General features: G+C 70.8%; 20 protein-coding genes and 1 pseudogene. 18 read left to right on the top strand and 3 right to left on the bottom strand.

All coding sequences use genetic code 11. The features are described from left to right. Positions 1 to 73: 73 nt before the first annotated feature. The 13 genes from QA861_RS31525 (at position 74) to QA861_RS31465 (ending at position 16,180) form a co-directional block, all read left to right on the top strand. The gene (locus QA861_RS31525) at positions 74 to 1,051 is read left to right on the top strand and encodes an aspartate carbamoyltransferase catalytic subunit (RefSeq protein WP_334592055.1); all 978 of its coding nucleotides are present in this window, start codon (positions 74 to 76) and stop codon (positions 1,049 to 1,051) included. A 5-nt stretch (positions 1,052 to 1,056) separates the two neighbouring features. After that, entirely contained in the window at positions 1,057 to 2,343 is a 1,287-nt protein-coding gene (locus QA861_RS31520) for a dihydroorotase (RefSeq protein ID WP_334592054.1), read from the top strand. Beyond that, complete coding sequence (locus QA861_RS31515) at positions 2,340 to 2,924, top strand: PH-like domain-containing protein (protein ID WP_334592053.1); 585 nt, start codon at positions 2,340 to 2,342, stop codon at positions 2,922 to 2,924. Before QA861_RS31520 ends, QA861_RS31515 begins: the two co-directional genes overlap by 4 nt. After that, entirely contained in the window at positions 2,921 to 4,078 is a 1,158-nt protein-coding gene (carA, locus tag QA861_RS31510) for a glutamine-hydrolyzing carbamoyl-phosphate synthase small subunit (protein ID WP_334592052.1), read from the top strand. Before QA861_RS31515 ends, carA begins: the two co-directional genes overlap by 4 nt. After that, positions 4,071 to 7,379 carry a carbamoyl-phosphate synthase large subunit gene (gene carB / locus QA861_RS31505; RefSeq protein ID WP_334592051.1) on the top strand — a complete coding sequence of 1,103 codons (3,309 nt, stop codon included), beginning with the start codon at positions 4,071 to 4,073 and terminating at the stop codon, positions 7,377 to 7,379. The genes carA and carB overlap by 8 nt, the downstream gene beginning before the upstream one ends. A gap of 77 nt (positions 7,380 to 7,456) precedes the next feature. Then, the gene (locus QA861_RS31500) at positions 7,457 to 8,563 is read left to right on the top strand and encodes a quinone-dependent dihydroorotate dehydrogenase (protein WP_334592050.1); all 1,107 of its coding nucleotides are present in this window, start codon (positions 7,457 to 7,459) and stop codon (positions 8,561 to 8,563) included. Then, positions 8,560 to 9,405: an orotidine-5'-phosphate decarboxylase gene (gene pyrF / locus QA861_RS31495; protein ID WP_334592049.1), complete on the top strand. Its 846-nt coding sequence runs from the start codon at positions 8,560 to 8,562 to the stop codon at positions 9,403 to 9,405. Before QA861_RS31500 ends, pyrF begins: the two co-directional genes overlap by 4 nt. Before the next feature lie 276 nt (positions 9,406 to 9,681). Then, entirely contained in the window at positions 9,682 to 10,005 is a 324-nt protein-coding gene (locus tag QA861_RS31490; RefSeq protein ID WP_006382163.1) for an integration host factor, read from the top strand. A 36-nt stretch (positions 10,006 to 10,041) separates the two neighbouring features. Then, positions 10,042 to 10,635: a guanylate kinase gene (gene gmk / locus QA861_RS31485; protein ID WP_334592048.1), complete on the top strand. Its 594-nt coding sequence runs from the start codon at positions 10,042 to 10,044 to the stop codon at positions 10,633 to 10,635. Positions 10,636 to 10,673: 38 nt separating this feature from the next. Beyond that, positions 10,674 to 10,946, top strand: a complete 273-nt coding sequence (gene rpoZ, locus QA861_RS31480; protein WP_003982715.1) for a DNA-directed RNA polymerase subunit omega — start codon at positions 10,674 to 10,676, stop codon at positions 10,944 to 10,946. 120 nt (positions 10,947 to 11,066) lie between these two features. Beyond that, positions 11,067 to 12,269, top strand: coding sequence for a bifunctional phosphopantothenoylcysteine decarboxylase/phosphopantothenate--cysteine ligase CoaBC (gene coaBC / locus QA861_RS31475; protein WP_334592047.1), 1,203 nt, complete (start codon positions 11,067 to 11,069; stop codon positions 12,267 to 12,269). Positions 12,270 to 12,532: 263 nt separating this feature from the next. Then, positions 12,533 to 13,741 (top strand): methionine adenosyltransferase, encoded by a 1,209-nt coding sequence (metK, locus tag QA861_RS31470; RefSeq protein WP_334592046.1) that lies wholly within the window; start codon positions 12,533 to 12,535, stop codon positions 13,739 to 13,741. Between the two features lie 255 nt (positions 13,742 to 13,996). Continuing rightward, positions 13,997 to 16,180 carry a primosomal protein N' gene (locus tag QA861_RS31465; RefSeq protein ID WP_334592045.1) on the top strand — a complete coding sequence of 728 codons (2,184 nt, stop codon included), beginning with the start codon at positions 13,997 to 13,999 and terminating at the stop codon, positions 16,178 to 16,180. A gap of 664 nt (positions 16,181 to 16,844) precedes the next feature. Here QA861_RS31465 and QA861_RS31460 read toward each other — a convergent pair. After that, complete coding sequence (locus tag QA861_RS31460; RefSeq protein WP_334592044.1) at positions 16,845 to 17,405, bottom strand: hypothetical protein; 561 nt, start codon at positions 17,403 to 17,405, stop codon at positions 16,845 to 16,847. 217 nt (positions 17,406 to 17,622) lie between these two features. Here QA861_RS31460 and fmt point away from each other — a divergent pair, with 217 nt between their 5' ends. Both fmt and QA861_RS31450 read left to right on the top strand, forming a co-directional pair. After that, entirely contained in the window at positions 17,623 to 18,555 is a 933-nt protein-coding gene (gene fmt, locus QA861_RS31455; protein WP_334592043.1) for a methionyl-tRNA formyltransferase, read from the top strand. A 107-nt stretch (positions 18,556 to 18,662) separates the two neighbouring features. Continuing rightward, a complete protein-coding gene (locus tag QA861_RS31450) occupies positions 18,663 to 20,081 on the top strand; it encodes an RsmB/NOP family class I SAM-dependent RNA methyltransferase (RefSeq protein ID WP_334592042.1) in 1,419 nt (472 codons plus the stop codon). 33 nt (positions 20,082 to 20,114) lie between these two features. Here QA861_RS31450 and QA861_RS31445 read toward each other — a convergent pair. Continuing rightward, a pseudogene (locus tag QA861_RS31445) lies at positions 20,115 to 21,044 on the bottom strand (MMPL family transporter); the annotation flags it as partial. Positions 21,045 to 21,202: 158 nt separating this feature from the next. On the opposite strand from QA861_RS31445, the gene rpe reads away from it, so the two are divergent. Beyond that, positions 21,203 to 21,889, top strand: coding sequence for a ribulose-phosphate 3-epimerase (rpe, locus tag QA861_RS31440; protein ID WP_334592041.1), 687 nt, complete (start codon positions 21,203 to 21,205; stop codon positions 21,887 to 21,889). 108 nt (positions 21,890 to 21,997) lie between these two features. Continuing rightward, the gene (locus QA861_RS31435) at positions 21,998 to 23,041 is read left to right on the top strand and encodes a sugar-binding transcriptional regulator (RefSeq protein ID WP_334594911.1); all 1,044 of its coding nucleotides are present in this window, start codon (positions 21,998 to 22,000) and stop codon (positions 23,039 to 23,041) included. Positions 23,042 to 23,130: 89 nt separating this feature from the next. On the opposite strand, the gene QA861_RS31430 is transcribed toward QA861_RS31435, so the two are convergent. Further along, positions 23,131 to 25,389, bottom strand: a complete 2,259-nt coding sequence (locus tag QA861_RS31430) for an MMPL family transporter (protein ID WP_334592040.1) — start codon at positions 25,387 to 25,389, stop codon at positions 23,131 to 23,133. Positions 25,390 to 25,558: 169 nt separating this feature from the next. Here QA861_RS31430 and QA861_RS31425 point away from each other — a divergent pair, with 169 nt between their 5' ends. Next, entirely contained in the window at positions 25,559 to 25,975 is a 417-nt protein-coding gene (locus QA861_RS31425; protein WP_334592039.1) for a barstar family protein, read from the top strand. Positions 25,976 to 26,051 lie beyond the last annotated feature (76 nt).

Here is a 26,051-nt window from a genome sequence, read left to right as displayed (position 1 = left end):
CCCCGCGCCGTATGCCCCTTCGCGTTGCCCTGCCTGCCCGGAATCTCCTGAACTTCCTTACGGAGCCTGAAAGATGCAGCGTCATCTCATTTCGGCCGCCGACCTCACCCGCGACGACGCCGTCCTGATCCTCGACACCGCCGAGGAGATGGCCCGGGTCGCCGACCGGCCGATCAAGAAACTGCCGACCCTGCGCGGCCGTACCGTCGTCAACCTCTTCTTCGAGGACTCGACTCGGACCCGGATCTCCTTCGAGGCCGCCGAGAAACGCCTCTCCGCGGACGTCATCAACTTCACCGCCAAGGGGTCGAGCGTCTCCAAGGGCGAGTCCCTCAAGGACACCGCCCAGACCCTCGAGGCCATGGGTGTCGACGCCGTCGTCATCCGGCACGGCGCTTCCGGAGCCCCCTACCGGCTCGCCACCTCCGGCTGGATCGACGCGGCCGTCATCAACGCCGGCGACGGCACCCACCAGCACCCCACGCAGGCCCTGCTCGACGCGTTCACCATGCGGCGCCGGCTGGTCGGCCGGGACGCCGGCATCGGGCAGGATCTCGCCGGCAAGCGCATCACCCTGGTCGGCGACATCCTGCACAGCCGCGTCGCCCGTTCCAACGTCGACCTGCTGCACACCCTCGGCGCCGAGGTCACCCTCGTCGCCCCGCCGACCCTGGTGCCGGTCGGCGTCGAGCGCTGGCCCTGCGAGGTCTCGTACGACCTGGACAGCACCCTGCCGAAGTCCGACGCGGTGATGCTGCTGCGCGTGCAGCGGGAGCGTATGAACGCCGCGTTCTTCCCGACCGAGCGCGAGTACTCGCGGCGCTACGGCCTCGACGGGGACCGCATGGCGCGGATGCCGGAGCACGCCATCGTGATGCACCCCGGGCCGATGGTCCGCGGTATGGAGATCACCGCAGAGGTCGCCGACTCGGAACGCTGCACGGCGATCGAGCAGGTCACCAATGGTGTCTCCATTCGGATGGCCGTCCTCTATCTGCTGCTCGGCGGCAACGAACCAGCCGTCACCCACACCCGTACCGAGGAGAAGTAAGTCACATGGGCAAGATCCTTATTCGTGGTGCGCGGGTACTCGGCGGCGAGCCGCAGGACGTCCTGATCGACGGCGAGACCGTCGCAGCCGTCGGCAGCGGTCTGTCCGACGAAGGCGCCGAGGTCGTCGAGGCCGAGGGGAAGGTGCTGCTGCCGGGGCTCGTCGACCTCCACACGCATCTGCGGGAGCCGGGGCGCGAGGACTCCGAGACCGTCCTGACCGGGACCCGCGCCGCGGCAAGCGGCGGCTACACGGCCGTGTTCGCCATGGCCAACACCTTCCCGGTCGCCGACACCGCCGGTGTGGTCGAGCAGGTCTACCGGCTCGGGCAGGAGCACGGCTACTGCGATGTGCAGCCCATCGGCGCCGTCACCGTCGGCCTGGAGGGCAAGAAGCTCGCCGAGCTGGGCGCCATGCACGAGTCGGCCGCCGGTGTCACCGTCTTCTCCGACGACGGCAAGTGCGTCGACGACGCCGTGATCATGCGGCGCGCCCTGGAGTACGTGAAGGCCTTCGGCGGGGTCGTCGCCCAGCACGCGCAGGAGCCGCGGCTGACCGAGGGCGCCCAGATGAACGAGGGCGTCGTGTCGGCCGAGCTGGGGCTCGGGGGCTGGCCCGCCGTCGCGGAGGAGTCGGTCATCGCGCGCGATGTGCTGCTCGCCGAGCACGTCGGCTCCCGCGTCCACATCTGCCACCTCTCGACCGCCGGTTCCGTCGAGATCGTCCGCTGGGCGAAGTCCCGGGGCATCGACGTCACCGCCGAGGTGACCCCGCACCACCTCCTCCTCACCGACGAGCTGGTCCGGACGTACAACCCGGTCTACAAGGTCAACCCGCCGCTGCGCACCGAGCGCGACGTGCTGGCCCTGCGCGAGGCGCTCGCCGACGGCACGATCGACATCGTCGCCACCGACCACGCCCCGCACCCGCACGAGGACAAGGACTGCGAGTGGGCCGCCGCCGCCATGGGCATGGTCGGCCTGGAGACCGCGTTGTCAGTGGTCCAGGAGACGATGGTGGACACCGGACTGCTGGACTGGGCGACCGTCGCCGACCGTATGTCCTTCGCCCCCGCGCGCATCGGGCGGGCGACGGGCCACGGCCGCCCCGTCTCGGCAGGTGAGCCCGCCAACCTCACGCTCGTCGACACGGCATACCGTGGGTCCGTGGACCCCGCGGGCTTCGCCTCCCGCAGCCGCAACACCCCGTACGAGGGCCGTGAGCTGCCGGGCCGTGTCACGCACACGTGGCTCCGGGGCAAGGCCACGCTCGTCGACGGGAAGCTCGCGTGACATCACTGCCGCATTTGACGTACGTCGCCGCCGAACAGAAGTCGGCGGAGGTGACCGACTGGGCCGCCCGCGTGGGCTGGCTGGTCGGGCTCGCCCTCTTCGTCGCGCTCATCTACTGGCTGATGCGCGAGGGCTGGAAGTGGCGCGGCACGCTCCAGGGCGACCTGCCCGAGCTGCCTGTCGCGCCGGACGAGCCCGGTGCGGCGAGACTGACTGTGCTGTCCATGAGTGGCCGCTACCACGGCTCCACCACCGCGGGGCAGTGGCTGGACCGCATCGTGGCGCACGGCCTCGGCGCCCGCAGCCGGGTCGAGCTGACGCTGACGGACGCGGGACTGGACGTCGTACGCCCCGGGGCGGCCGACTTCTTCGTCCCTCTGGAGGCCCTGCGCGAGGCCCGGCTCGACAAGGGCATCGCGGGGAAGGTCCTCTCCGAGGGCGGCCTGCTGGTCGTCACCTGGGAGCACGGCGGCAAGCTGCTCGACTCCGGGTTCCGCTCCGACCGCGCGGCGGAGCACAACGAGTGGGTCCGCACCCTGAACCAGATGATCAACAAGACGGAAACGGAAGGCGCACGATGACGACCTCCACCAGGGGAGCCACCAAAACTCCCGCCGTACTCGTCCTGGAGGACGGCCGGATCTTCCGCGGCCGTGCCTACGGGGCCGTGGGGGTGACCTTCGGAGAGGCCGTCTTCTCCACCGGCATGACCGGCTACCAGGAGACCCTCACCGACCCGTCGTACCACCGTCAGGTGGTCGTGATGACCGCCCCGCACGTCGGCAACACCGGCGTCAACGACGAGGACCCCGAGTCGCGGCGCATCTGGGTCGCGGGCTATGTCGTACGGGACCCCGCGCGCGTGCCCTCCAACTGGCGCTCCCGGCGCTCCCTCGACGAGGAGCTGCGGGAGCAGAGCGTGGTCGGCATCTCCGGCATCGACACGCGCGCGTTGACGCGTCATCTGCGGGAGCGCGGCGCCATGCGCGTCGGCATCTTCTCCGGCGACGCACTGCCCGACGACGCCGCGATGCTCGCCGAGGTGCGCCAGGCCCCCGAGATGACGGGCGCCGACCTCTCGGCCGAGGTCGCCACCAAGGAGACGTACGTCGTCCCCGCGATCGGCACCAAGAAGTTCACCGTCGCCGCCATCGACCTCGGCATCAAGGGCATGACCCCGCACCGGATGGCCGAGCGCGGCATCGAGGTGCACGTACTGCCGGCCACGGCGACCGTGGAGGACGTGTACGCCGTCGACCCCGACGGTGTGTTCTTCTCCAACGGGCCGGGCGACCCGGCCACCGCGGACCACCCGGTCGCGCTGATGCGGGCGGTCCTGGAGCGCGGCACGCCGCTCTTCGGGATCTGCTTCGGCAACCAGATCCTGGGACGCGCCCTCGGCTTCGGCACGTACAAGCTGAAGTACGGTCACCGGGGCATCAACCAGCCCGTGCAGGACCGGACGACCGGCAAGGTCGAGGTGACCGCACACAACCACGGCTTCGCCGTGGACGCGCCGCTCGACCGGGTCTCCGAGACCCCGTTCGGGCGCGCCGAGGTCTCGCACGTCTGTCTGAACGATCAGGTCGTGGAAGGGCTCCAGCTGCTCGACCGGCCCGCGTTCAGCGTCCAGTACCACCCCGAAGCGGCAGCGGGCCCGCATGACGCCGCCTACCTGTTCGACCGCTTCACGTCTTTGATGAGCACAGTCCAGATGGAGGGCCAGCGTGCCTAAGCGCACCGATATCCAGTCCGTCCTGGTCATCGGCTCCGGCCCGATCGTCATCGGCCAGGCCGCCGAGTTCGACTACTCAGGCACCCAGGCGTGCCGCATCCTGCGCGCCGAGGGCATCCGGGTCATCCTGGTGAACTCCAACCCGGCGACGATCATGACCGATCCGGAGATCGCCGACGCCACCTACGTCGAGCCGATCACCCCGGAGTTCGTCGAGAAGATCATCGCCAAGGAGCGGCCCGACGCGCTCCTGCCCACCCTGGGCGGCCAGACGGCCCTGAACACCGCGATCTCCATGCACGAGCAGGGAGTGCTGGAGAAGTACGGTGTCGAACTGATCGGCGCCAACGTCGAGGCGATCAACAAGGGCGAGGACCGCGACCTCTTCAAGGGCGTCGTCGAGGCCGTCCGCGCGAAGATCGGACACGGCGAGTCCGCCCGTTCCGTCATCTGCCACACCATGGACGACGTGATCGGGGGCGTCGAGACGCTCGGCGGCTACCCCGTCGTCGTCCGGCCCTCCTTCACCATGGGCGGCGCCGGCTCCGGCTTCGCGCACGACGAGGAGGAGCTGCGCCGCATCGCCGGCCAGGGCCTGACCCTGTCTCCCACCACCGAGGTGCTCCTGGAGGAGTCCATCCTCGGCTGGAAGGAGTACGAGCTGGAGCTGATGCGCGACAAGCACGACAACGTGGTCGTCGTCTGTTCCATCGAGAACTTCGACCCCATGGGCGTGCACACCGGCGACTCGATCACCGTCGCGCCCTCGATGACCCTGACCGACCGCGAGTACCAGCGTCTGCGTGACATCGGCATCGCGATCATCCGCGAGGTCGGGGTCGACACCGGCGGCTGCAACATCCAGTTCGCGATCAACCCGGACGACGGCCGCGTCATCGTCATCGAGATGAACCCGCGTGTGTCGCGATCCTCGGCCCTCGCCTCCAAGGCCACGGGCTTCCCGATCGCGAAGATCGCCGCGAAGCTGGCCGTCGGCTACACCCTCGACGAGATCCCGAACGACATCACGGAGAAGACTCCGGCCTCCTTCGAACCGACGCTCGACTATGTCGTCGTCAAGGCCCCCCGGTTCGCCTTCGAGAAGTTCCCGTCCGCCGACTCCACCCTCACCACCACCATGAAGTCGGTCGGCGAGGCCATGGCCATCGGACGTAACTTCACCGAGGCCCTGCAGAAGGCGCTGCGCTCGCTGGAGAAGAAGGGCAGCCAGTTCACGTTCGTCGGCGAGCCCGGTGACAAGGCAGAACTGCTGACCGAGGCCGTTCGGCCGACCGACGGGCGCATCAACACCGTCATGCAGGCCATCCGCGCGGGCGCCACCCCCGAGGAGGTCTTCGAGTCGACGAAGATCGACCCCTGGTTCGTCGACCAGCTGTTCCTGATCAAGGAGATCGCGGACGAGCTGGCCGCGGCGGAGCGACTGAACCCCGAACTCCTGGCCGAGGCCAAGCGGCACGGCTTCTCCGACCAGCAGATCGCCGAGATCCGGGGCCTGCGCGAGGACGTCGTGCGCGAGGTGCGGCACGCGCTGGGCGTACGCCCGGTGTACAAGACGGTCGACACGTGCGCCGCCGAGTTCGCGGCGAAGACGCCGTACTTCTACTCCTCCTACGACGAGGAGACGGAGGTCGCGCCGCGCGAGAAGCCGGCCGTCATCATCCTCGGCTCCGGCCCCAACCGCATCGGCCAGGGCATCGAGTTCGACTACTCCTGTGTCCACGCCTCCTTCGCCCTGAGCGACGCCGGTTACGAGACCGTGATGGTCAACTGCAACCCCGAGACCGTCTCCACGGACTACGACACCTCCGACCGCCTGTACTTCGAGCCGCTGACCCTTGAGGACGTGCTGGAGATCGTCCACGCGGAGTCCCTGGCGGGCCCGATCGCGGGCGTGATCGTGCAGCTCGGCGGCCAGACCCCGCTGGGCCTCGCGCAGGCCCTGAAGGACAACGGCGTACCGGTCGTGGGCACCCCGCCCGAGGCCATCCACGCCGCCGAGGACCGGGGCGCCTTCGGCCGCGTCCTCGCGGAGGCCGGTCTCCCGGCCCCCAAGCACGGCACGGCGACCACCTTCACCGAGGCCAAGGCGATCGCGGACGAGATCGGCTACCCGGTCCTCGTACGCCCGTCCTACGTCCTCGGTGGACGCGGTATGGAGATCGTCTACGACGAGAGCCGGCTGTCCTCCTACATCGCCGAGTCCACCGAGATCAGCCCCTCCCGGCCGGTCCTGGTCGACCGCTTCCTCGACGACGCGATCGAGATCGACGTCGACGCCCTGTACGACGGCGAGGAGCTGTACCTCGGCGGCGTCATGGAGCACATCGAGGAGGCCGGAATCCACTCCGGCGACTCGGCGTGCGCGCTGCCCCCGATCACCCTGGGTGGCTTCGACATCAAGCGGCTGCGGACCTCGACCGAGGCCATCGCGCGCGGGGTCGGTGTCCGGGGTCTGATCAACATCCAGTTCGCGATGGCCGGCGACATCCTGTACGTCCTGGAAGCCAACCCGCGCGCGTCCCGTACGGTCCCCTTCACCTCGAAGGCGACCGCGGTACCGCTGGCGAAGGCCGCCGCCCGGATCTCGCTCGGCGCGACCGTCGCCGAACTGCGCGCCGAGGGACTGCTTCCGGCGAACGGCGACGGCGGCGAACTGCCGCTGGACGCGCCGATCTCCGTCAAGGAAGCCGTCATGCCCTGGAACCGCTTCCGCGACACCTCCGGGCGTGGCGTCGACACCGTGCTCGGCCCTGAGATGCGGTCCACCGGCGAGGTCATGGGCATCGACTCCGTCTTCGGCACGGCGTACGCCAAGTCGCAGGCGGGAGCGTACGGCCCGCTGCCGACGAAGGGACGCGCCTTCATCTCGGTGGCCAACCGGGACAAGCGTTCGATGATCTTCCCGGCCCGCGAACTGGTCGCCCACGGCTTCGAACTCCTCGCCACCTCCGGCACGGCCGAGGTTCTCAAGCGCAACGGGCTCAACGCGAAGATCGTCCGCAAGCAGTCCGAGGGCACGGGCCCGAACGGCGAGAAGACCATCGTCCAGCTCATCCACGACGGCGAGGTCGACCTCATCGTCAACACCCCGTACGGCACCGGAGGTCGCCTCGACGGCTACGAGATCCGTACGGCGGCCGTGGCGCGGTCCGTGCCGTGCCTGACGACCGTCCAGGCGCTCGCCGCGGCCGTCCAGGGCATCGACGCCCTCAAACACGGTGACGTGGGCGTGCGTTCGCTCCAGGAACACGCCGAACATCTGACCGCGGCCCGCGCCTGACAGCCTGAGGGGGACACCGGAAACGGTGTCCCCCTCTTCATGAGGCCTCGCCGTGAGGCCCTTTCGAGGACACCACCATGTACAAGCTTTTCTTCCGTCTGGTCTTCACCCGGATGGACCCCGAAGAGGCCCACTACCTGGCCTTCCGCTGGATCCGCCTCGCCGCCCGGGTCCCTGTGCTCCGGACGTTCGTCGCCGCCGCGCTCGCGCCCCGGTACGAGGAACTGCGCACCGAGGCCTTCGGGCTGCGGATGCACGGGCCCTTCGGGCTCGCCGCCGGCTTCGACAAGAACGCGATCGCGATCGACGGGATGTCGATGCTCGGCTTCGACCACGTCGAGATCGGCACGGTCACCGGGGAGCCGCAGCCCGGCAATCCCAAGAAGCGGCTGTTCCGCCTTGTGCCGGACCGGGCGCTCATCAACCGCATGGGATTCAACAATGAGGGTTCGCTGGCCGTGGCGGCCCGTCTGGCGAGCCGGGAGGCGGTCTTCCGGACCGTCGTCGGCGTCAACATCGGCAAGACCAAGGTCGTCCCCGAGGACGAGGCCGTCGCCGACTACGTGAAGTCGACCGAGCGGCTCGCCGCGTACGCCGACTATCTCGTCGTCAACGTCAGCTCGCCCAATACGCCCGGCCTGCGCGACCTCCAGGCCACCGAGGCGCTGCGTCCGCTGCTCAGCGCCGTCCGCGAGGCCGCCGACCGTACGGTGACCTCGCGCCGTGTGCCACTGCTGGTGAAGATCGCGCCCGACCTCGCCGACGAGGACGTGGACGCCGTCGCCGACCTCGCCGTCGAACTGGGCCTGGACGGGATCATCGCCACGAACACCACCATCGCGCGCGAGGGACTCGGTCTGACATCCGATCCAGCCCTGGTGAAGGAGACCGGCGGCCTCTCCGGCGCACCCCTGAAGGCACGCTCCCTGGAGGTGCTGCGCCGTCTCTACGCGCGCGTGGGCGACCGGATCACCCTGGTGGGTGTCGGTGGCGTGGAGAACGCCGAGGACGCCTGGCAGCGCATCCTGGCCGGCGCCACCCTCGTACAGGGCTACAGCGCCTTCGTCTACGCGGGCCCTTTCTGGGGACGTGCCATCCACAAGGGGCTCGCCGCCCGCCTGCGGACGAGCCCGTACGCCACCCTCGCCGACGCGGTCGGCGCCGACGTGAGGAAGACGGCATGACGGTTCTGGAACCCTTCGGCGCCCGGCTGCGGCGCGCCATGGACGAGCGCGGCCCGCTCTGTGTCGGCATCGACCCGCACGCCTCGCTGCTCCACGACTGGGGGCTGAACGACGACGTCGCCGGTCTGGAGCGGTTCAGCCGCACCGTCGTCGAGGCGCTGGCCGGGCGGGTCGCGGTGATGAAGCCGCAGAGCGCGTTCTTCGAACGCTTCGGGTCGCGCGGGGTCGCCGTACTGGAGAAGACGGTCCAGGACGCGCGGGAGGCCGGCACGCTGGTCGTGATGGACGCCAAGCGCGGCGACATCGGCTCCACCATGGCCGCGTACGCCGAGGCCTTCCTGGAGAAGGGCGCCCCGCTGTTCTCGGACGCGCTCACCGTCTCGCCGTATCTCGGCTACGGCTCGCTGCAGCCGGCGGTCGACCTCGCGCGGGAGAGCGGCGCGGGCCTGTTCGTGCTGGCGCTGACCTCCAACCCCGAGGGTGGTCAGGTGCAGCACGCCGTCCGCGAGGACGGGCTGAACGTCGGCGCGACCATGCTGGCGTACCTCGCCGCCGAGAACGCGGGGGAGCGGCCCCTGGGCTCCTTCGGCGCGGTCGTCGGGGCCACACTCGGAGACCTCTCGTCCTACGACCTCGACATCAACGGGCCTCTCCTGGCACCCGGAGTCGGCGCGCAGGGGGCGACTCCGGCGGATCTGCGCGGGGTGTTCGGGCCGGCGCTGCGGAACGTGGTTCCGAACGTCAGCCGAGGTGTTCTGCGTCACGGTCCCGAACTCGTCGCTCTGCGGGACGCGTCGGACCGCTTCGCGGACGAGATCAGGGCCGCCGTTACCGCTACCTGAGGATTCGTACAGTTCGGCGGAGTCATCCGATGACTGACTTCAGGACGCCTTGAGACTGAATACATTCTCAAATCCAGGGCAGTTTGACCGAAATATCCCACCTGGGAAAGGCTGACCAGGACTTTTCCGCTGTTCTCGCTGACTCTGGCGGACTTGGCCGCTAGTCTCCGACGAGAGTCAACGAGCGAGCATGTTGTTCGTAGCTCACCAGGTGAGGGGCGATCAGCTTCCTCACCGGTCCGTATCCGACAGTTCGACATCCGAGGTGACGTAGGCGTGGCTCTTCCGCCCCTTACCCCTGAACAGCGCGCTGCCGCGCTCGAAAAGGCCGCCGCGGCTCGCCGGGAGCGGGCCGAGGTCAAGAATCGACTCAAGCACTCCGGCGCCTCTCTTCACGAGGTCATCAAGCAGGGCCGGGAGAACGACGTCATCGGCAAGATGAAGGTCTCCGCCCTGCTCGAATCGCTCCCGGGCGTGGGCAAGGTCCGCGCCAAGCAGATCATGGAGCGACTCGGTATCTCCGAGAGCCGCCGGGTGCGTGGCCTGGGGTCCAACCAGATCGCCTCCTTGGAGCGCGAGTTCGGCAGCACCGGCTCCTGAGTCCTGGCACCCCGGGATTCCTGGAATAATCGCCGTATGGCTGCAACATTCCGGGGGACGACCCCCGAGCCCCCGGACGTACGTCCGCGGCTGACCGTGCTCTCCGGCCCTTCGGGCGTCGGCAAGAGCACGGTCGTCGTCCATATGCGCAAGGCACACCCTGAGGTGTGGCTGTCGGTGTCGGCGACGACCCGTAAGCCACGCCCCGGTGAGCGGCACGGCGTCCACTACTTCTTCGTCACCGACGAGGAGATGGACAAGCTGATCGCCAATGGCGAGCTCCTTGAGTGGGCCGAGTTCGCCGGCAACCGCTACGGCACGCCGCGTGCGGCCGTGCTGGAGCGGTTGGAGTCCGGCGAGTCGGTCCTCCTGGAGATCGATCTCCAGGGCGCCCGGCAGGTCCGTGAGTCCATGGCGGACGCCCTGCTGGTGTTCCTGGCTCCTCCCTCCTGGGAGGAGCTGGTGCGCAGACTGACCGGGCGGGGCACCGAATCGCCCGAGGTGATCGAACGCCGTCTACAGGCGGCCAAGATCGAACTGGCCGCCGAGCCCGAGTTCGACGAGACCCTGGTCAACACCTCCGTCGAGGACGTGGCGCGCGAGCTGCTAGCCTTGATGGAAGTTGTGTGATCGTTTTCGATCCCATCCCACCTTTCGGAAGGCAGAGCGTGTCCTCTTCCATCACCGCGCCCGAGGGCATCATCAACCCTCCGATCGACGAGCTCCTCGAAGCCACCGACTCGAAGTACAGCCTGGTGATCTACGCGGCCAAGCGTGCCCGCCAGATCAACGCGTACTACTCGCAGCTCGGCGAGGGCCTCCTTGAGTACGTCGGTCCGCTCGTCGACACCCATGTCCACGAGAAGCCGCTCTCTATCGCCCTGCGTGAGATCAACGCGGGTCTGCTGACGTCCGAGGCCGTTGAGGGCCCCGCGCAGTAGTATTTTCAATTTTCGGTTGGCTTATCCACAGGCCCGACAGCGCGACTGTCGGGCCTGTGGTGTGTCATAGACGCGTACCGAGTCAGGTGCCGCGTCGCGTATCGAGTCAGGGGAGGCCCGGTGGGCAAGCCGAAGGTCGTACTGGGGGTCAGTGGCGGCATCGCCGCGTACAAGGCCTGTGAGCTGCTCCGGAGGCTGACGGAATCGGGCCACGACGTCCGCGTCGTCCCCACCGCCTCGGCCCTGCATTTCGTCGGCGCCGCGACCTGGTCCGCGCTCTCCGGCCACCCCGTCTCCACAGAGGTCTGGGACGACGTCCACGAGGTCCCGCACGTCCGCATCGGCCAGCAGGCGGATCTGGTCGTCGTGGCCCCGGCGACCGCCGACACCCTCGCGAAGGCGGCCCACGGCCTCGCCGACGACCTGCTCACCAACACCCTCCTCACCGCCCGGTGTCCCGTCGTCTTCGCCCCCGCCATGCACACGGAGATGTGGGAGCACCCGGCCACCCGGGAGAACGTGGCGACGCTGCGCCGCCGCGGCGCCCTGGTCGTCGAACCGGCCGTCGGACGCCTCACCGGCGTCGACACGGGCAAGGGGCGCCTGCCCGATCCGGCCGAGATCTTCGAGGTCTGCCGCCGGGTGCTGGCCCGGGGCGTGACGGAACCCGACCTCGTCGGCCGGCATGTCGTCGTCAGCGCCGGCGGCACCCGCGAGCCCCTCGACCCGGTCCGCTTCCTCGGCAACCGCTCCTCAGGCAAGCAGGGGTACGCGCTCGCCCGTACGGCTGCCGCGCGCGGCGCCCGGGTCACGCTGATCGCCGCGAACACCGCCCTGCCGGACCCGGCGGGCGTGGACGTCGTGCCCGTGGGCACCGCCGTGCAACTGCGCGAGGCCGTCCTGAAGGCGGCTGCGGACGCCGACGCCGTGGTGATGGCCGCCGCGGTCGCGGACTTCCGACCGGGGGCCTACGCGGCCGGAAAGATCAAGAAGAAGGACGGCGAGGACCCCGAACCGGTCGTCCTGGTCCGGAATCCAGACATTCTCGCCGAGATCTCGGCCGACCGTGCCCGAACGGACCAGGTCGTCGTCGGCTTCGCGGCCGAGACGGACGACGTCCTCGCCAACGGCCGTACGAAGCTGCGACGCAAGGGATGCGACCTCCTGGTCGTCAACGAGGTGGGTGAGCGCCGCACCTTCGGTTCCGAGGAGAACGAGGCCGTGGTGCTGGGCACCGACGGCAGCGAGACCCAGGTGCCGCACGGGCCGAAGGAGGCGTTGGCCGACATCGTGTGGGATCTGGTCGCCCGTCGCTTCAGGTGAAGGGTGTCAGGTGAAGGGTTCTGCCGTCTCGGCAGACACCTGACATCCCTCCTACCTCGTACTTCGGGGCGTGGCGACCCTGGCGTACACCGCGTATGACTGGGCAGAATGCCCGTGCCGCAGGTCACGGCGCTTCCGAGAGGCGAGACGGAGGGGCCGATCGGCGAGTGTGACCGATAAAGTGTTCTCGGACGACACCGGGCGCAGCTCCCGAGTCGTCCGCCAATGATCAGCCAGCAGCCGCTGCAACCCCAGGGAGCGTTGTGTCCCGTCGCCTTTTCACCTCGGAGTCCGTGACCGAAGGTCACCCCGACAAGATCGCTGACCAGATCAGCGACACGATTCTCGACGCGCTTCTGCGCGAAGACCCCACGTCCCGAGTCGCCGTCGAGACGCTGATCACCACCGGCCTGGTGCATGTGGCCGGCGAGGTCACCACCAAGGCCTACGCGCCCATCCCGCAACTGGTGCGCGACAAGATCCTCGAGATCGGCTACGACTCCTCGAAGAAGGGCTTCGACGGCGCCTCCTGTGGCGTGTCGGTGTCGATCGGCTCGCAGTCGCCGGACATCGCCCAGGGCGTGGACACGGCGTACGAGCAGCGCGTCGAGGGCGATGAGGACGAACTCGACAAGCAGGGCGCCGGCGACCAGGGCCTGATGTTCGGCTATGCGACGGACGAGACCCCGGAGCTGATGCCGCTCCCGATCCACCTCGCGCACCGTCTCTCGCGCCGTCTGTCCGAGGTCCGCAAGAACGGGACGATCCCGTACCTGCGTCCCGACGGCAAGACCCAGGTCACCATCGAGTACGACGGTGACAAGCCGGTCCGCCTGGACACGGTCGTCGTGTCCTCGCAGCACGCGAGCGACATCGACCTGGACTCCCTCCTCGCTCCGGACATCCGCGAGTTCGTGGTGGAGGCGGAGCTGAAGGCGCTCCTGGACGACGGCATCAAGCTGGAGACCGAGGGCTACCGCCTGCTGGTCAACCCCACCGGCCGCTTCGAGATCGGCGGCCCGATGGGCGACGCGGGCCTCACCGGCCGCAAGATCATCATCGACACGTACGGCGGCATGGCCCGCCACGGCGGCGGCGCCTTCTCGGGCAAGGACCCGTCCAAGGTCGACCGCTCCGCGGCCTACGCGATGCGCTGGGTCGCGAAGAACGTCGTCGCCGCGGGCCTTGCCTCGCGCTGCGAGGTCCAGGTCGCGTACGCGATCGGCAAGGCCGAGCCGGTGGGTCTGTTCGTGGAGACCTTCGGCACGGCCAAGGTCGACGCCGAGAAGATCGAGGCCGCGATCACGACGGTCTTCGACCTCCGCCCCGCCGCGATCATCCGCGACCTCGACCTGCTGCGCCCGATCTACGCCCAGACAGCGGCGTACGGCCACTTCGGCCGCGAGCTGCCCGACTTCACCTGGGAGCGGACGGACCGGGTGGACGCGCTGCGCAACGCTGTCGGCCTCTAAGGCCCGCGGTCGGACTGTGCTCGGTTGTCAGGCCCGGTGTCCCATGGGGGCGCCGGGCCTCGCCATGTCCGAAACCGGCTGGCGGGGTGCGGAGCCGCTTCGTACGGTGATGATCTCCCGGTGCGCAGGCCGCGGTTACTTCGGTGGATGCGTCCCTCGGGCGCGCGGTGAATCCAGAATTTCGTGCCGCTGCCGACTTGATCTCGGGAGTTCGAGCGCCGCCTGTTGTCAGTGGCGTTTGGTAAGAATGCAGGTGTGAGCGGCGAGAACGGGCAGGGGAGCGGCGGGGACCGCGGGGCCGACGGGGCGCCGCCCGAGCAGCTTGCGTTGATCCGGGAGAGTGTGCGGCAGGCCAAGGTGCCGCGGGCCAAGCCGCGCACCTGGCGGGGGGCCGCGCTGGCCAAGGAACTGCCCGTCGCACGGGTGCTCGTCGACAAGGGCGTGCTGCATCTCGACCGGTACTTCGACTATGCAGTGCCCGAGGAACTCGACGCCGAGGCCCAGCCCGGGGTGCGCGTACGGGTCAGGTTCGGGGCCGGGCGGCATCGGGTGCGGGACGGGCGCCGTGAGGGCGGGGGGCTCATCGACGGGTTCCTTGTCGCGCGCCTCGCCGAATCCGACTATGCCGGGCCGCTGGCCGCGCTGGCACAGGTCGTGTCGCCCGAGGTCGTGCTGAGCGAGGAACTGCTGTCATTGGCCCGGGCTGTCGCCGACCGGTACGCGGGGAGCCTCGCCGACGTACTGCAACTGGCCGTACCGCCGCGGAACGCTCGCGCCGAGAAGTCGGCCTCCCCGGCGGCTCTCCCGGTGGCCGCGCCGCCGGACGCCGGGTCCTGGGGGCGGTACGAGCGAGGGGGCGCGTTTCTTGAGGCGCTGGCCACCGGGGGTGCGCCGCGTGCCGTGTGGAACGCCCTGCCCGGGCCGGAGTGGAGCGAGGAGCTTGCGCGGGCCGTTGGAGCGACGCTCGCCTCCGGGCGCGGGGCGCTCGTGGTCGTGCCGGACGGGCGGGCCGTCGCGCGTGTCGACGCCGCTCTGATGTCTGTGCTGGGGGAGGGGCGGCACGCGGTGCTCACCGCTGACGCCGGACCCGAGAAGCGGTACCGGGAGTGGCTCGCCGTGCGGCGGGGCGCTGTACGGGCCGTGGTCGGGACCCGGGCCGCCATGTTCGCACCCGTCCGGGATCTGGGGTTGGTCGCGCTCTGGGACGACGGCGACGACAGCCACAGTGAGCCGCATGCCCCGCAGCCGCATGCCCGTGAGGTGCTGCTGCTGCGGGCGGCGCAGGACAAGTGCGCGTTCCTGCTGGGGAGTTGGAGCTGCACGGTGGAGGCCGCGCAGCTCGTCGAGAGCGGTTGGGCCCGGCCGCTGGTCGCCGGGCGGGATCAGGTGCGGGGAGCCGCCCCGCTCGTCCGGACGGTGGGCGACGGGGATTTCGCCCGAGACGAGGCCGCCCGGGCGGCACGGCTGCCGACGCTCGCCTGGCAGGCGGTGCGGGAGGGGCTGAAGCACGGGCCGGTGCTGGTGCAGGTGCCCCGGCGGGGCTACGTACCGCGGCTGGCCTGCGCCCGGTGCCGGGAACCCGCTCGGTGCCGGCACTGCGTCGGGCCGCTGGAGGCGCGGGACGCCGGGGCGCCGTGGTGCGCGTGGTGCGGGCGGGAGGAGACCGGCTGGCACTGTCCGGAGTGCGGGGGATTCCGGCTGCGGGCGCAGGTCGTCGGCGCGCGGCGGACCGCCGAGGAACTGGGGCGGGCGTTTCCGGCCGTGCCGGTGCGGACGTCCGGGCGTGAGCATGTGCTCGACACGGTGCCGGGGGCGCCCGCGCTGGTCGTCAGCACGCCAGGCGCCGAGCCTGTCGCCGAGGGCGGATACGCGGCTGCTCTGCTGCTGGACGGCTGGGCCATGCTCGGGCGGCCCGATCTGCGGGCCGGGGAGGACGCGTTGCGGCGGTGGATGGCTGCTGCGGCGCTGGTCCGGGGGCAGGGCGTGCGGGGGGAGGGGGCGCCAGGGGGGACGGTCGTCGTGGTCGCCGAGCCCACCCTGCGGCCGGTGCAGGCGCTGGTGCGGTGGGATCCCGTCGGGCATGCCGTGCGGGAGCTCGCGGAGCGCGCCGAGCTGGGGTTTCCGCCGGTGTCCCGGATGGCGTCCGTCGCCGGGACCGCGGAGGCCGTCGCCGGGTTCCTCGCCGGGGCCGAACTGCCTGGAGACGCTGAGGTGTTGGGGCCGGTGCCGTTGCCGGTCACGGCGGCGGGGCGGCCCCGGCGGACGGGGGCGCCGCCGCCCGGGGAGCAGTGGGAGCGGGCGTTGGTCCGGGTCCCGCCGGGCAGCGGAGCCGCGCTGGCCGCCGCACTGAAGGCGGCCCAGGCCGCGCGGATGGCTCGGGCGGGACGGGGCGGCGAGGAGAGCGTGTGGGTGCGGATTGATCCGCCCGACATCGGGTGAGCATGGGCGCAGGGGGACTGGATCTGGCGAGGTGGGGGCGGGGCTGGGCGCAGGGCCGGCCCGGGTGTGAGGTGGGGGCCGGGGGCAGGTGGGGCCGGGCGGGGGTTGAGGTCGGGTGACGGGGTGGGACTGGCGTGCGGGCGGGGCTGCGGGCCGGGGGCAGGTGGGGCCGGGCGGGGGTTGAGGTTGGGCGGCGGGGTGGGACTGGCGTGCGGGCGGGGCTGCGGGCCGGTGTGAGGTGGCGGCCGGGGTAGGTAGGGCGGGGCGGGGGTTGCCTTCGGCTGCGGGGCGGGACCGGCGTACGGGCGGGACCGGAGGCGGGTGGCGGTGCGGGCGTCAGGCGGCTGCCAGGTGTGCGGCGGTGGTCGGCATGTGGTGGTGGGCGGGTCTTGTGGTGGGGGCTGACCAGGCGGGCGCGGGGGCGGGTATGTCTCTGGCTTTCGTGCGGCGGTGGTCGGTATGTGGTGGTGGGCGGGTCTTGTGGTGGGGGCTGACCGGACGGGCGCGGGGGCGGGTATGTCTCTGGCTTTCGTGCGGCGGGGGTCGGTGCACGGTGGGCCCGTTTCGCGAGGGAGGCTGACCAGGCTGGCACGGGAGCGGGCATGCCTCTGCCCTCCCGGGTGTGCGCCGGGAGGGCAGAGGGCGGGGTGGGCGGTGGTTCGGGTCAGCCGTTGCGCGGGCCGGGGAAGGCCGTGGGCCTCACTTCGTCGCGGAGGGTGGGGCTGCCTGCCGTCGGCTGGGTCGGCATCGAGCGGGCGGCGGGGACCGTCGGCACGGTGGGCATGACGGTGCCGACACCGCCGACCGTCCCGACACCCACCGTGCGGGTCGTCGCGGTCTCCGTGGCGCGTTCGGCGTCGGCCGCCGCCTGGGCGGCGGCGCGACGGGCGCCGTAACGGCGGTGGACGGCCTGCTTGGTCACCCCGAGGGCCGAGCCCACCGCGTCCCACGAGAAGCCGAGTGAGCGGTCGAAGTCCACGGCGGCCGTGACCAGCGTTTCGACGCTGTCCCGCAGTTCCTGGGCGAGGCGGACGGTCGGGGCGGGGGCCCGCCCGTAGACGACGAAGCCCGTGGAGGGGCCGGAGCGGCGCGGGCGGTAGACGTTGCCCAACTGGGCGGTGAGGGTGCGCAGTGCGTCCACCTGCCGGCGGACCCGCTCGATGTCCCGCACCAGCAAGTGCAGGCTGGCCCGAGCCTGGGCGTCGTGGGTTGCGTGGTCGGCCATGAACAAGCCTCTCGAACCGGCGTTGAAAGGATCGGGCCGCGCGATGTGCGGCTCGTTGTGGTCAACCCTTGTGGTCAACTCTTTCTTGACCAACGCGATTTTGCGTGAGTGGTCACGGTGCGGGGGCGTAGGGGCATATGCGTACGCCCCCCTGGGGGTGCGGTCATAGACTGGTGCGCTGCCCGCAGAATCCCGTCCGAGAGGCCCACGCCCACCCATGAGGCTTGTCTTCGCTGGTACCCCTGAGGTCGCCGTTCCCGCTCTGGATGCCCTGATCGGGTCGGGACGGCATGAAGTGGTCGCCGTCGTCACGCGGCCCGACGCGCCCGCCGGACGGGGACGCAGGCTGGTCGCCAGTCCCGTGGCCCAGCGGGCCGAGGAGGCCGGGATCGAGGTGCTGAAGCCCGCCAGGCCCAGGGACGAGGACTTCCTCGCGAGGCTCCGGGAGATCGGGCCCGACTGCTGTCCCGTCGTCGCGTACGGGGCCCTGCTGCCCCGCGTCGCGCTCGACATCCCGGCCCATGGCTGGGTCAACCTGCACTTCTCGCTGTTGCCCGCCTGGCGTGGCGCCGCGCCAGTGCAGCACTCCGTCATGGCCGGCGACGAGATCACCGGTGCCTCCACCTTCCTCATCGAGGAGGGACTCGACTCCGGCCCCGTCTACGGCACGGTGACCGAGACGGTCCGGCCCACCGACACCAGCGGCGACCTGCTGACGCGGCTCGCCTTCGCCGGCTCCGGGCTGCTGGCCGCGACCATGGACGGTATCGAGGACGGCACCCTGAAGGCCGTACCGCAGCCCGCCGACGGTGTCACCCTCGCGCCGAAGATCAGCGTCGAGGACGCCCACGTCGACTGGTCCGTACCCGCCCTGCGGGCCGACCGCGTCGTACGCGGGTGCACTCCAGCACCCGGTGCCTGGACCGTGTTCCGGGGCGAGCGGCTCAAGCTCATCCATGTCACGCCCGTGCCCGAGCGCACCGATCTCGCTCCCGGAATGCTCTCCGTCGGCAAGAACAACGTGTACGTGGGCACCGGGTCGTACGCCGTCGAGCTGCTGTGGGTGCAGGCGCAGGGGAAGAAGCCGATGCGCGCCGCCGACTGGGCGCGAGGCGTGCGGATCGCCGACGGCGAGGTGCTCGGGGCCTGAGCGCTCTCCCGGCCCGCGCCCGTAGCGGCACCGGGAGATTCGGGCCGGCCGGACACGACGTACGCTGGAAACCGCACCCCTTTTCCCATATCCGGAGCACCTTTTTCGTGAGCGAGCAGCCTCGTCGGCCCCACAAGCCCGGCAAGCCCTACCGTCGGCCCCAGAAGGACCCCGTCCGCATCCTCGCCTTCGAGGCGCTGCGAGCCGTGGACGAGCGGGACGCGTACGCCAATCTGGTGCTGCCGCCGCTTCTTCGTGCGGCCCGCGCGAAGGGGGACTTCGACGGGCGGGACGCGGCTCTCGCGACCGAGCTGGTGTACGGGACGCTGCGGCGGCAGGGGACCTACGACGCCGTCATCAGCGCGTGTGTCGACCGGCCGCTGCGCGAGGTCGATCCGCCGGTGCTCGATGTGCTGAGCCTCGGCGTGCACCAGCTGCTCGGGACACGCATCCCGACGCACGCCGCCGTGTCCGCCTCCGTCGAACTGGCCCGGGTCGTACTCGGCGACGGACGGGCCAAGTTCGTGAACGCCGTGCTGCGCAAGGTCGCCCAGCACGATCTGGACGCCTGGGTCGAGCGGGTCGCGCCGTCCTACGACGACGATCCCGAGGACCATCTCGCCGTCGTGCACTCACATCCCCGATGGGTCGTCTCCGCGCTGTGGGACTCGCTGGGGGGTGGGCGCGCCGGCATCGAGGAACTGCTCGCCGCCGACAACGAGCGGCCCGAGGTCACCCTGGTCGCCCGGCCCGGGCGGGGCACCACCGAGGAGCTGCTCCACGAGGAGGCCGCGGTACCGGGGCGCTGGTCGCCGTACGCCGTACGCCTGGCCGAAGGCGGGGAACCCGGGGCCATCGAGGCTGTACGGGAGGGGCGCGCGGGCGTGCAGGACGAGGGCAGTCAGCTCGTCGCACTCGCCCTGGCCAACGCTCCGGTCGACGGGCCCGACAAGGCCTGGCTCGACGGGTGTGCCGGGCCCGGCGGCAAGGCCGCGCTGCTCGCCGCTCTCGCCGCGCAGCGGGGTGCGTCGCTGCTCGCCTCCGAGAAGCAGCCGCACCGGGCCGGGCTGGTCGCGAAGGCGCTGGCCGGCAATCCCGGCCCGTACCAGGTCGTCGTCGGGGACGGGACCCGGCCGCCATGGCGAGCGGGCAGTTTCGACAGGGTGCTGATGGACGTGCCGTGCACGGGGCTCGGGGCGCTCCGCAGGCGTCCCGAGGCGCGCTGGCGGCGACGCCCGGAGGATCTGGAGGGTTTCGCGCCGCTCCAGCGAGCGCTGCTGACCACCGCCCTGGAGTCGGTCCGGGTCGGCGGAATCGTCGGCTACGCCACCTGCTCGCCGCACCTCGCCGAGACCTGGGCCGTCGTCGACGACGTGCTCAAGCAGCACCCGCACGCCGAACTCGTCGACGCCCGGCCGCTGTTCGAGGGCGTGACCGACCTCGGCGACGGTCCCGACGTACAGCTGTGGCCGCATCTGCACGGGACCGACGCCATGTATCTGGCCCTCATCCGCCGGACCGGGTGACCGCCGGTCGCCGGTGTACGCCGTGAGGGCTCAATCGGCTGTCAGGGGCAGTCGTTCTGACGTGCAGACGGTCAGCCCACGGGCGCGGTGGCGAGACGCGAGGACGGCGGGGCCCGCGCGGTGCAGGGCGAGCGCCATCGCCTCGTGACGGTCCTCGTGCCGGCGCAGCTCCTCCCGGTAGCGGGCGACCAGGAGGAGGGCGTAGTCCGTCCCCGCGCCGAACACCAGCACGGTGAGAATGCCCGCGCTCTGGCCGTTCACCGTCAGGCCCGCGTGCTGGGCGAGGAAGTAGATCAGCGCCTGCGCGGTGAACAGGGCCGCGACCACGCCCAGCAGGGGGACAAGGATCAGGGTGGGGCTGCGATAGGTGAGCAACAGCATCACGATGACGACGCCCATCGCCGAGACCAGCAGCGTGGAGTCGATGCCTTCGAACGCCTTGGAGAAGTCCGCCGACGTACCGCCGGGGCCCGTGATGTGCACGGCCATCCCGGCCGCACCGGTGCCGGCGGCGGCCCTGATGGAGTCGACGGCGGGCGCGATCCGCTCCCAGCCCTTCTCGTCCATCGTGATGGGTACGAGGATCTGCGCGGCCCGTGGATCGGTCGCGCGGTCGAACACCGGGCCCCGGCTCTCCGCCCCCCGGATGCCGTGGTCCCGCAGCTGCTTCAACTGCCCTGCGGCCTCGGTGATGTGGGCCCGGTCCGCCGCCGTGAGGCCGCTCCCGCGCGCGTAGACGACGATCGCGGGGATCTGCTCGGGCCTGAAGTCCTCGGAGAGGTGGAAGACCTGGGTGGATTCGGCGGACCCCGGCAGCCAGGAGGCGGCGTCGTTGTCCTGCGCGTCGGTGAGCTTCTGGGCGAAGGGCCCGACCAGCACGAGCAGCACCAGCCACAGGGCCAGCACCAGCCACTTGGCCCGCCGACCGCACGCGAGATACGCGATCCCACGGTTCCCGTTCACACCGACTTCGCCCGGTCCCACCCAGGGGAGCGAGGCTGTGACATTTGCGGCTCCGCCGCGTGGGCGCGACCAGCCAAAGACGTCCCGCGGACCGCACACCACCCATGCCACAACGGACCCGCCCGCACAACCCCCGGCGGGCATGGCAGTCTGGGGGCATGGCCGCGCAGATCAACCCCAGTATCCTGTCCGCCGACTTCGCCCGACTCGCCGAGGAGGCGAAGGCGGTCGAAGGGGCCGACTGGCTTCACGTCGATGTGATGGACAACCATTTCGTACCGAACCTCACGCTCGGTGTGCCGGTCGTAGAGTCCCTCGCGCGGGCGACGGACACCCCGCTGGACTGCCACCTGATGATCGAGGACCCCGATCGATGGGCACCGCAGTACGTGGAAGCGGGGGCGGGTTCCGTCACCTTCCACGTCGAGGCCGCCGCCGCTCCGGTGCGGCTCGCCCGCGAGATCCGGGCGAAGGGCGCCCGGGCCGCCATGGCCCTCAAGCCCGCGACCCCGATCGAGCCGTACGAGGACCTGCTGCCCGAACTCGACATGTTGCTGATCATGACGGTCGAGCCGGGTTTCGGCGGCCAGGCGTTTCTCGACATCATGCTCCCCAAGATTCGCCGCACCCGCGAGCTGATCAGCAAGCACGGCCTTGAGCTGTGGCTCCAGGTCGACGGGGGCGTCGCCGCCTCCACCATCGAGCGCTGCGCCGAGGCCGGCGCCGATGTCTTCGTCGCGGGATCGGCGGTCTACGGCGCCGCGGACCCGGCCGAGGCGGTACGTGCACTGCGCACCCAGGCGCGGACGGCGACCGCTGGTGCGTCCTGGGCGTGCGGCCACTGAGCCAAGGGAACGTGAACGACGTACTTCTGGGCAGATCAAGCACTCGGGATCTGACAGGATGAACGGCGAATCCAGAATGTGAACAGCAGCGATGTGAAAAGCAGCGAAGTGAAGAGCAGTGAGGAGATCGTCGTGTCGGGTATGTCGGCGGGCCGGTCAGCCATGCGGATGGGACCCGCTGAGCTGGTGCAGGCGGCGGCCATGGCCCGCCGTTTCTACCTTGAGGGCAAGTCCAAGATCCAGATCGCCGAGGAGTTCGGCGTGAGCCGCTTCAAGGTGGCCCGGGTCCTGGAGACCGCTCTCGAACGGGATCTGGTGCGGATCGAGATCCGTGTCCCGGCCGAACTGGACGCCGAGCGCTCGGACGCGCTGCGTGCCCGGTACGGCCTCAGGCACGCGGTCGTGGTCGAGTCCCCGGCCGATGCGGAGGAGTCGCCCGATCCCGAGAACCTCGGTGAGGTGGCCGCCGATCTGCTCGGCGAACTGGTGAACGAAGGCGATGTGCTGGGCCTCGCCTGGGGCCGGTCCACCATCCACATGGCGGCGGCCCTCGACCGGCTGCCGCCCTGCACGGTGGTCCAGTTGACGGGTGTGTACGACGCCGGAACCGCCGAGCGCGGCTCCGTCGAGGCGGTCCGCCGCGCGGCGCAGGTGTCCGGCGGCGACGCCCACCCGATCTACGCCCCGATGCTGCTGCCCGACGCGGCGACCGCCGCGGCGCTGCGCAACCAGACCGGGATCGCGCGGGCCTTCGAGTACTTCGACAAGGTCACGGTCGCCTGCGTCTCCATCGGCTCCTGGGAGGCCGGTATCTCGACGGTGCACGACATGCTCAGCGACGAGGAACGCAGCCACTACGCGTCCCTGGGTGTCGCCGCCGAGATGTCCGCGCACCTCTTCGACACCGAGGGACGCCGGGTCGGCCGTGACCTCGGCGAACGGTGCATCACCGTCAAGACGGACCAGCTCCGCCGGGTTCCCGAGGTCGTCGCGATCGCCGGCGGACAGCGCAAGGCCGCGGCGATCGACGCCGTGCTGCGGTCCGGGCTGGTCACCAGCCTGGTCACGGACACCTCGGCGGCGGACTACCTGATGACGGCGGGCCCGACGCCGAAGCCGGCGCTCAACAGGGCGGACCCGGACGGGATCTGACGACTGCCGGTGCCCGGGTACCCTTCGGGGCCCGGGCATCGCTGCGTTCACGCTCTGTCCGGGGGACGCGTACGGGGACTCCGCGGTCCTCAGTCGTGCTCCTCGCCTCCTCCGCCCTCCGCGTCGACGTGCGGCAGTATCCGGTCGAGCCAGCCGGGTGTCCACCAGGCGTGGGCGCCCAGCAGCGTCATGACCGCCGGCACCAGCAGCAGCCGTACGACCGTCGCGTCGATGAGCACACTCACGGCCAGGCCCAGGCCGAGCATCTTCACCACCACGTTGTCGCTCACGACGAACGCGGCGAAGACGCTCACCATGATCAGGGCCGCGCAGGTGATCACCCGCGCGGTGATCTCCAGGGCATGGGCCACGGACGCCCGCGCGTCGCCGGTGCGCAGCCAGGCCTCGTGGACACGGGAGAGCAGGAAGATCTCGTAGTCCATGCTGAGCCCGAAGATGATCGCGAACATCATCATCGGCACGTAACTCTCGATGGGCACCTTGCCCGTCACCCCCAGCGCGGGCCCACCCCAGCCCCACTGGAAGACGGCCACGACGACGCCGTACGAGGCCGCGATCGACAGGACGTTGAGCACGGCCGCCTTCAGCGCCACCAGCAGGCCCCGGAACACGGCCAGGATGATCAGGAAGGCGAGGGCGACGACCACGCCGATGATCAGTGGGAGGCGGCTCGCGACGATGTCACGGAAGTCGACCTGGGCGGCCGTCGTGCCGGTCACATAACCGTGCGCCGCCGTGCCGGAGACGGCCCCGGGCAGGGTGTCGTCGACGAGGCGGTTCGTCAGGTCGGTGGTCGTTTCGCTCTGTGGTGCCGCCTTGGAGTAGACCGTGCCGACCAGTACGTCCCCGTCCTTCGTCGCGGTGAGGGGGGTTACGGTGGCGGCGCCCGGTACGTCCGTCAGCGCCTTGGACGCCTTCGAGGCGAGCGCGGAGCGCTGGTCGGCGGGCACCTTCGTCTGGTCGATGACGACGGTCAGCGGGCCGTTGGAGCCGGGCCCGAACGACTGCGCCATGATGTCGTACGCCCGCCGGTCGGTGAACGACGTCGGATCGGCGCCGTCCCCGATGTGGCCGAGCTGGATGGACAGCACCGGGATCGCCAGCACCAGCACGACCACGATCCCGCCGGCCAGGAACCACCAGGGGCGCCGCTCGACGCGCTGCGCGTAGCGGTGCCAGGTGCCGTGTCCCTCGGCCTCGGCGGCATCGGCCGCGGCCTCGGCGACCGGGCGGCGCACCCGGTAGCGGTCGATACGGTGGCCGATGAGCCCCAGCAGCGCCGGCACCAGGGTGAGAGCGCCCACGACCGCGGAGACCACCGTCACGGCGGCGGCCACGCCCAGTTTGCCGATGAAGCCGACCCCGGAGACGGACAGCCCGGCGAGCGCGACGATCACCGTGCACCCGGAGACCAGGACGGCCCGCCCGCTGGTGGCGGTGGCACGGCCGGCCGCCCGTACCGGATCGTCGCCGTCCATGAGGTTCTGCCGGTGCCGGGTGATCAGGAACAGCGCGTAGTCGATGCCCACGCCCAGGCCGATCATCGTGGCCAGCGTGGGGGAGACGGTGGCGAAGGTGAACGCCGCCGCGAGCAGCCCCAGGCAGGCCAGACCGCCGATCACGCTGATCAGCGCGGTCAGCAGGGGGATGCCGGCGGCTAGCACACTGCCGAAGCCGACCAGCAGGACGACTACGGCCACCGCGAACCCGATCAGCTCACTGACCCGGTCGTCGGCGACGGGCCGGGCCAGCTCGCCCAGCGGTCCGCCGTACTCGACCTGCACACCGGCCGCCCGCAGCGGTTTCACCGAGTTGTCGACGCCGTCGAGGTAGCCGTCGTCGAGGGTGGACGGCTGGACGTCGAAGCGGACGGTGACGTAGCCGGTCTTCGCGTCGCCGGAGAGCGGACCGACGGCCTGTTTGCCGGCGGGCTGGGAGCCGGGCGGTGGCAGCGGGTTCTGGACGGACAGGACATGCGGGAGTTTCTGCAGGTCGGCGACGGTCTGGGACATCTGTGCGGACACGGAGGTCAGGGGCTTCGCCGAGTCCCGCAGCACGATCTGGCTGCCGTAGCCCCCGGCCGCCGGATCGTGCTTCTTGAGTACGTCGAGGCCCTGCTGCGACTGGACGCCGGGCAGGGAGAAGTTGTCGGAGTACTCGCCGCCGAAGGAACGGCCCAGCACCTGGAGCGCGGCGAGCGCGATCAGCCAGGCCACGATGACGATCACGAAGTGCCGGGCACACCACTCGCCCAGCCGGCGCAGTCTCCCGCGCGGGTTCTCACGTTCCCCGGGTGCTGGTACTGGCGTTGCTGTCGACGATGACATGCGCGGCTCCCGCCAACGACTGGCCGGTCATCTTCATTGAACGACCCGCCGATCGACATGTCCTGTCGGAAGGCTGTGGCCCGGGTCCTCGTTGTCATGGGGCGGCCGGTGGGATCTACTACAGCGGTGATCACTTCGACCCTTCACCACTCGGCACGGCGGTACTGAGATGACCGACCACCCGCTCGCCCCGGTGTTCGCGGGCACTGCGCCCGCCGGTGTCCTGTCCTGGCCGGCCGCCCTGCCGGCCCAGCGCGCACTCGAAGACGCCCGCACGGCCGGCTGGGAGGCCGCCGACCTCGATCTCACCGGCGTCTCGGACAAGACCGGGCTGATGACGGCCTGCGCCACCGTGATGCGGTTCCCGGACCGGTTCGGCGCGAACTGGGACGCCCTGGCGGACTGCCTCGGCGACCTGGAGTGGTGGCCCGCGAGCCGGGGCCGGCTCCTCCTCGTCCGGAACTGGCAGGCGTACGCCGCGGCCCGGCCGGAGGAGTGGAACACCCTCCAGGAGATCTTCGCCGACGCCGCCGCCAGCTGGCGGGAGACGGAAACGGGGCTGGCGGTGGTGATGGTGCTCGCCTGAACTCCCCGGCCGGTGGTCCGTCGGAGGATGCCACGAGCCGCCCCGCGATTCGTCTGGACGATCCGACCAGGCGGTT

It is taken from the genome of Streptomyces sp. B21-083 (genome assembly GCF_036898825.1).
Classification (GTDB): Bacteria; Actinomycetota; Actinomycetes; order Streptomycetales; family Streptomycetaceae; genus Streptomyces.
Note: the sequence above shows the minus strand (reverse complement) of the source record. Positions and strands in the feature narration are given on the sequence as shown.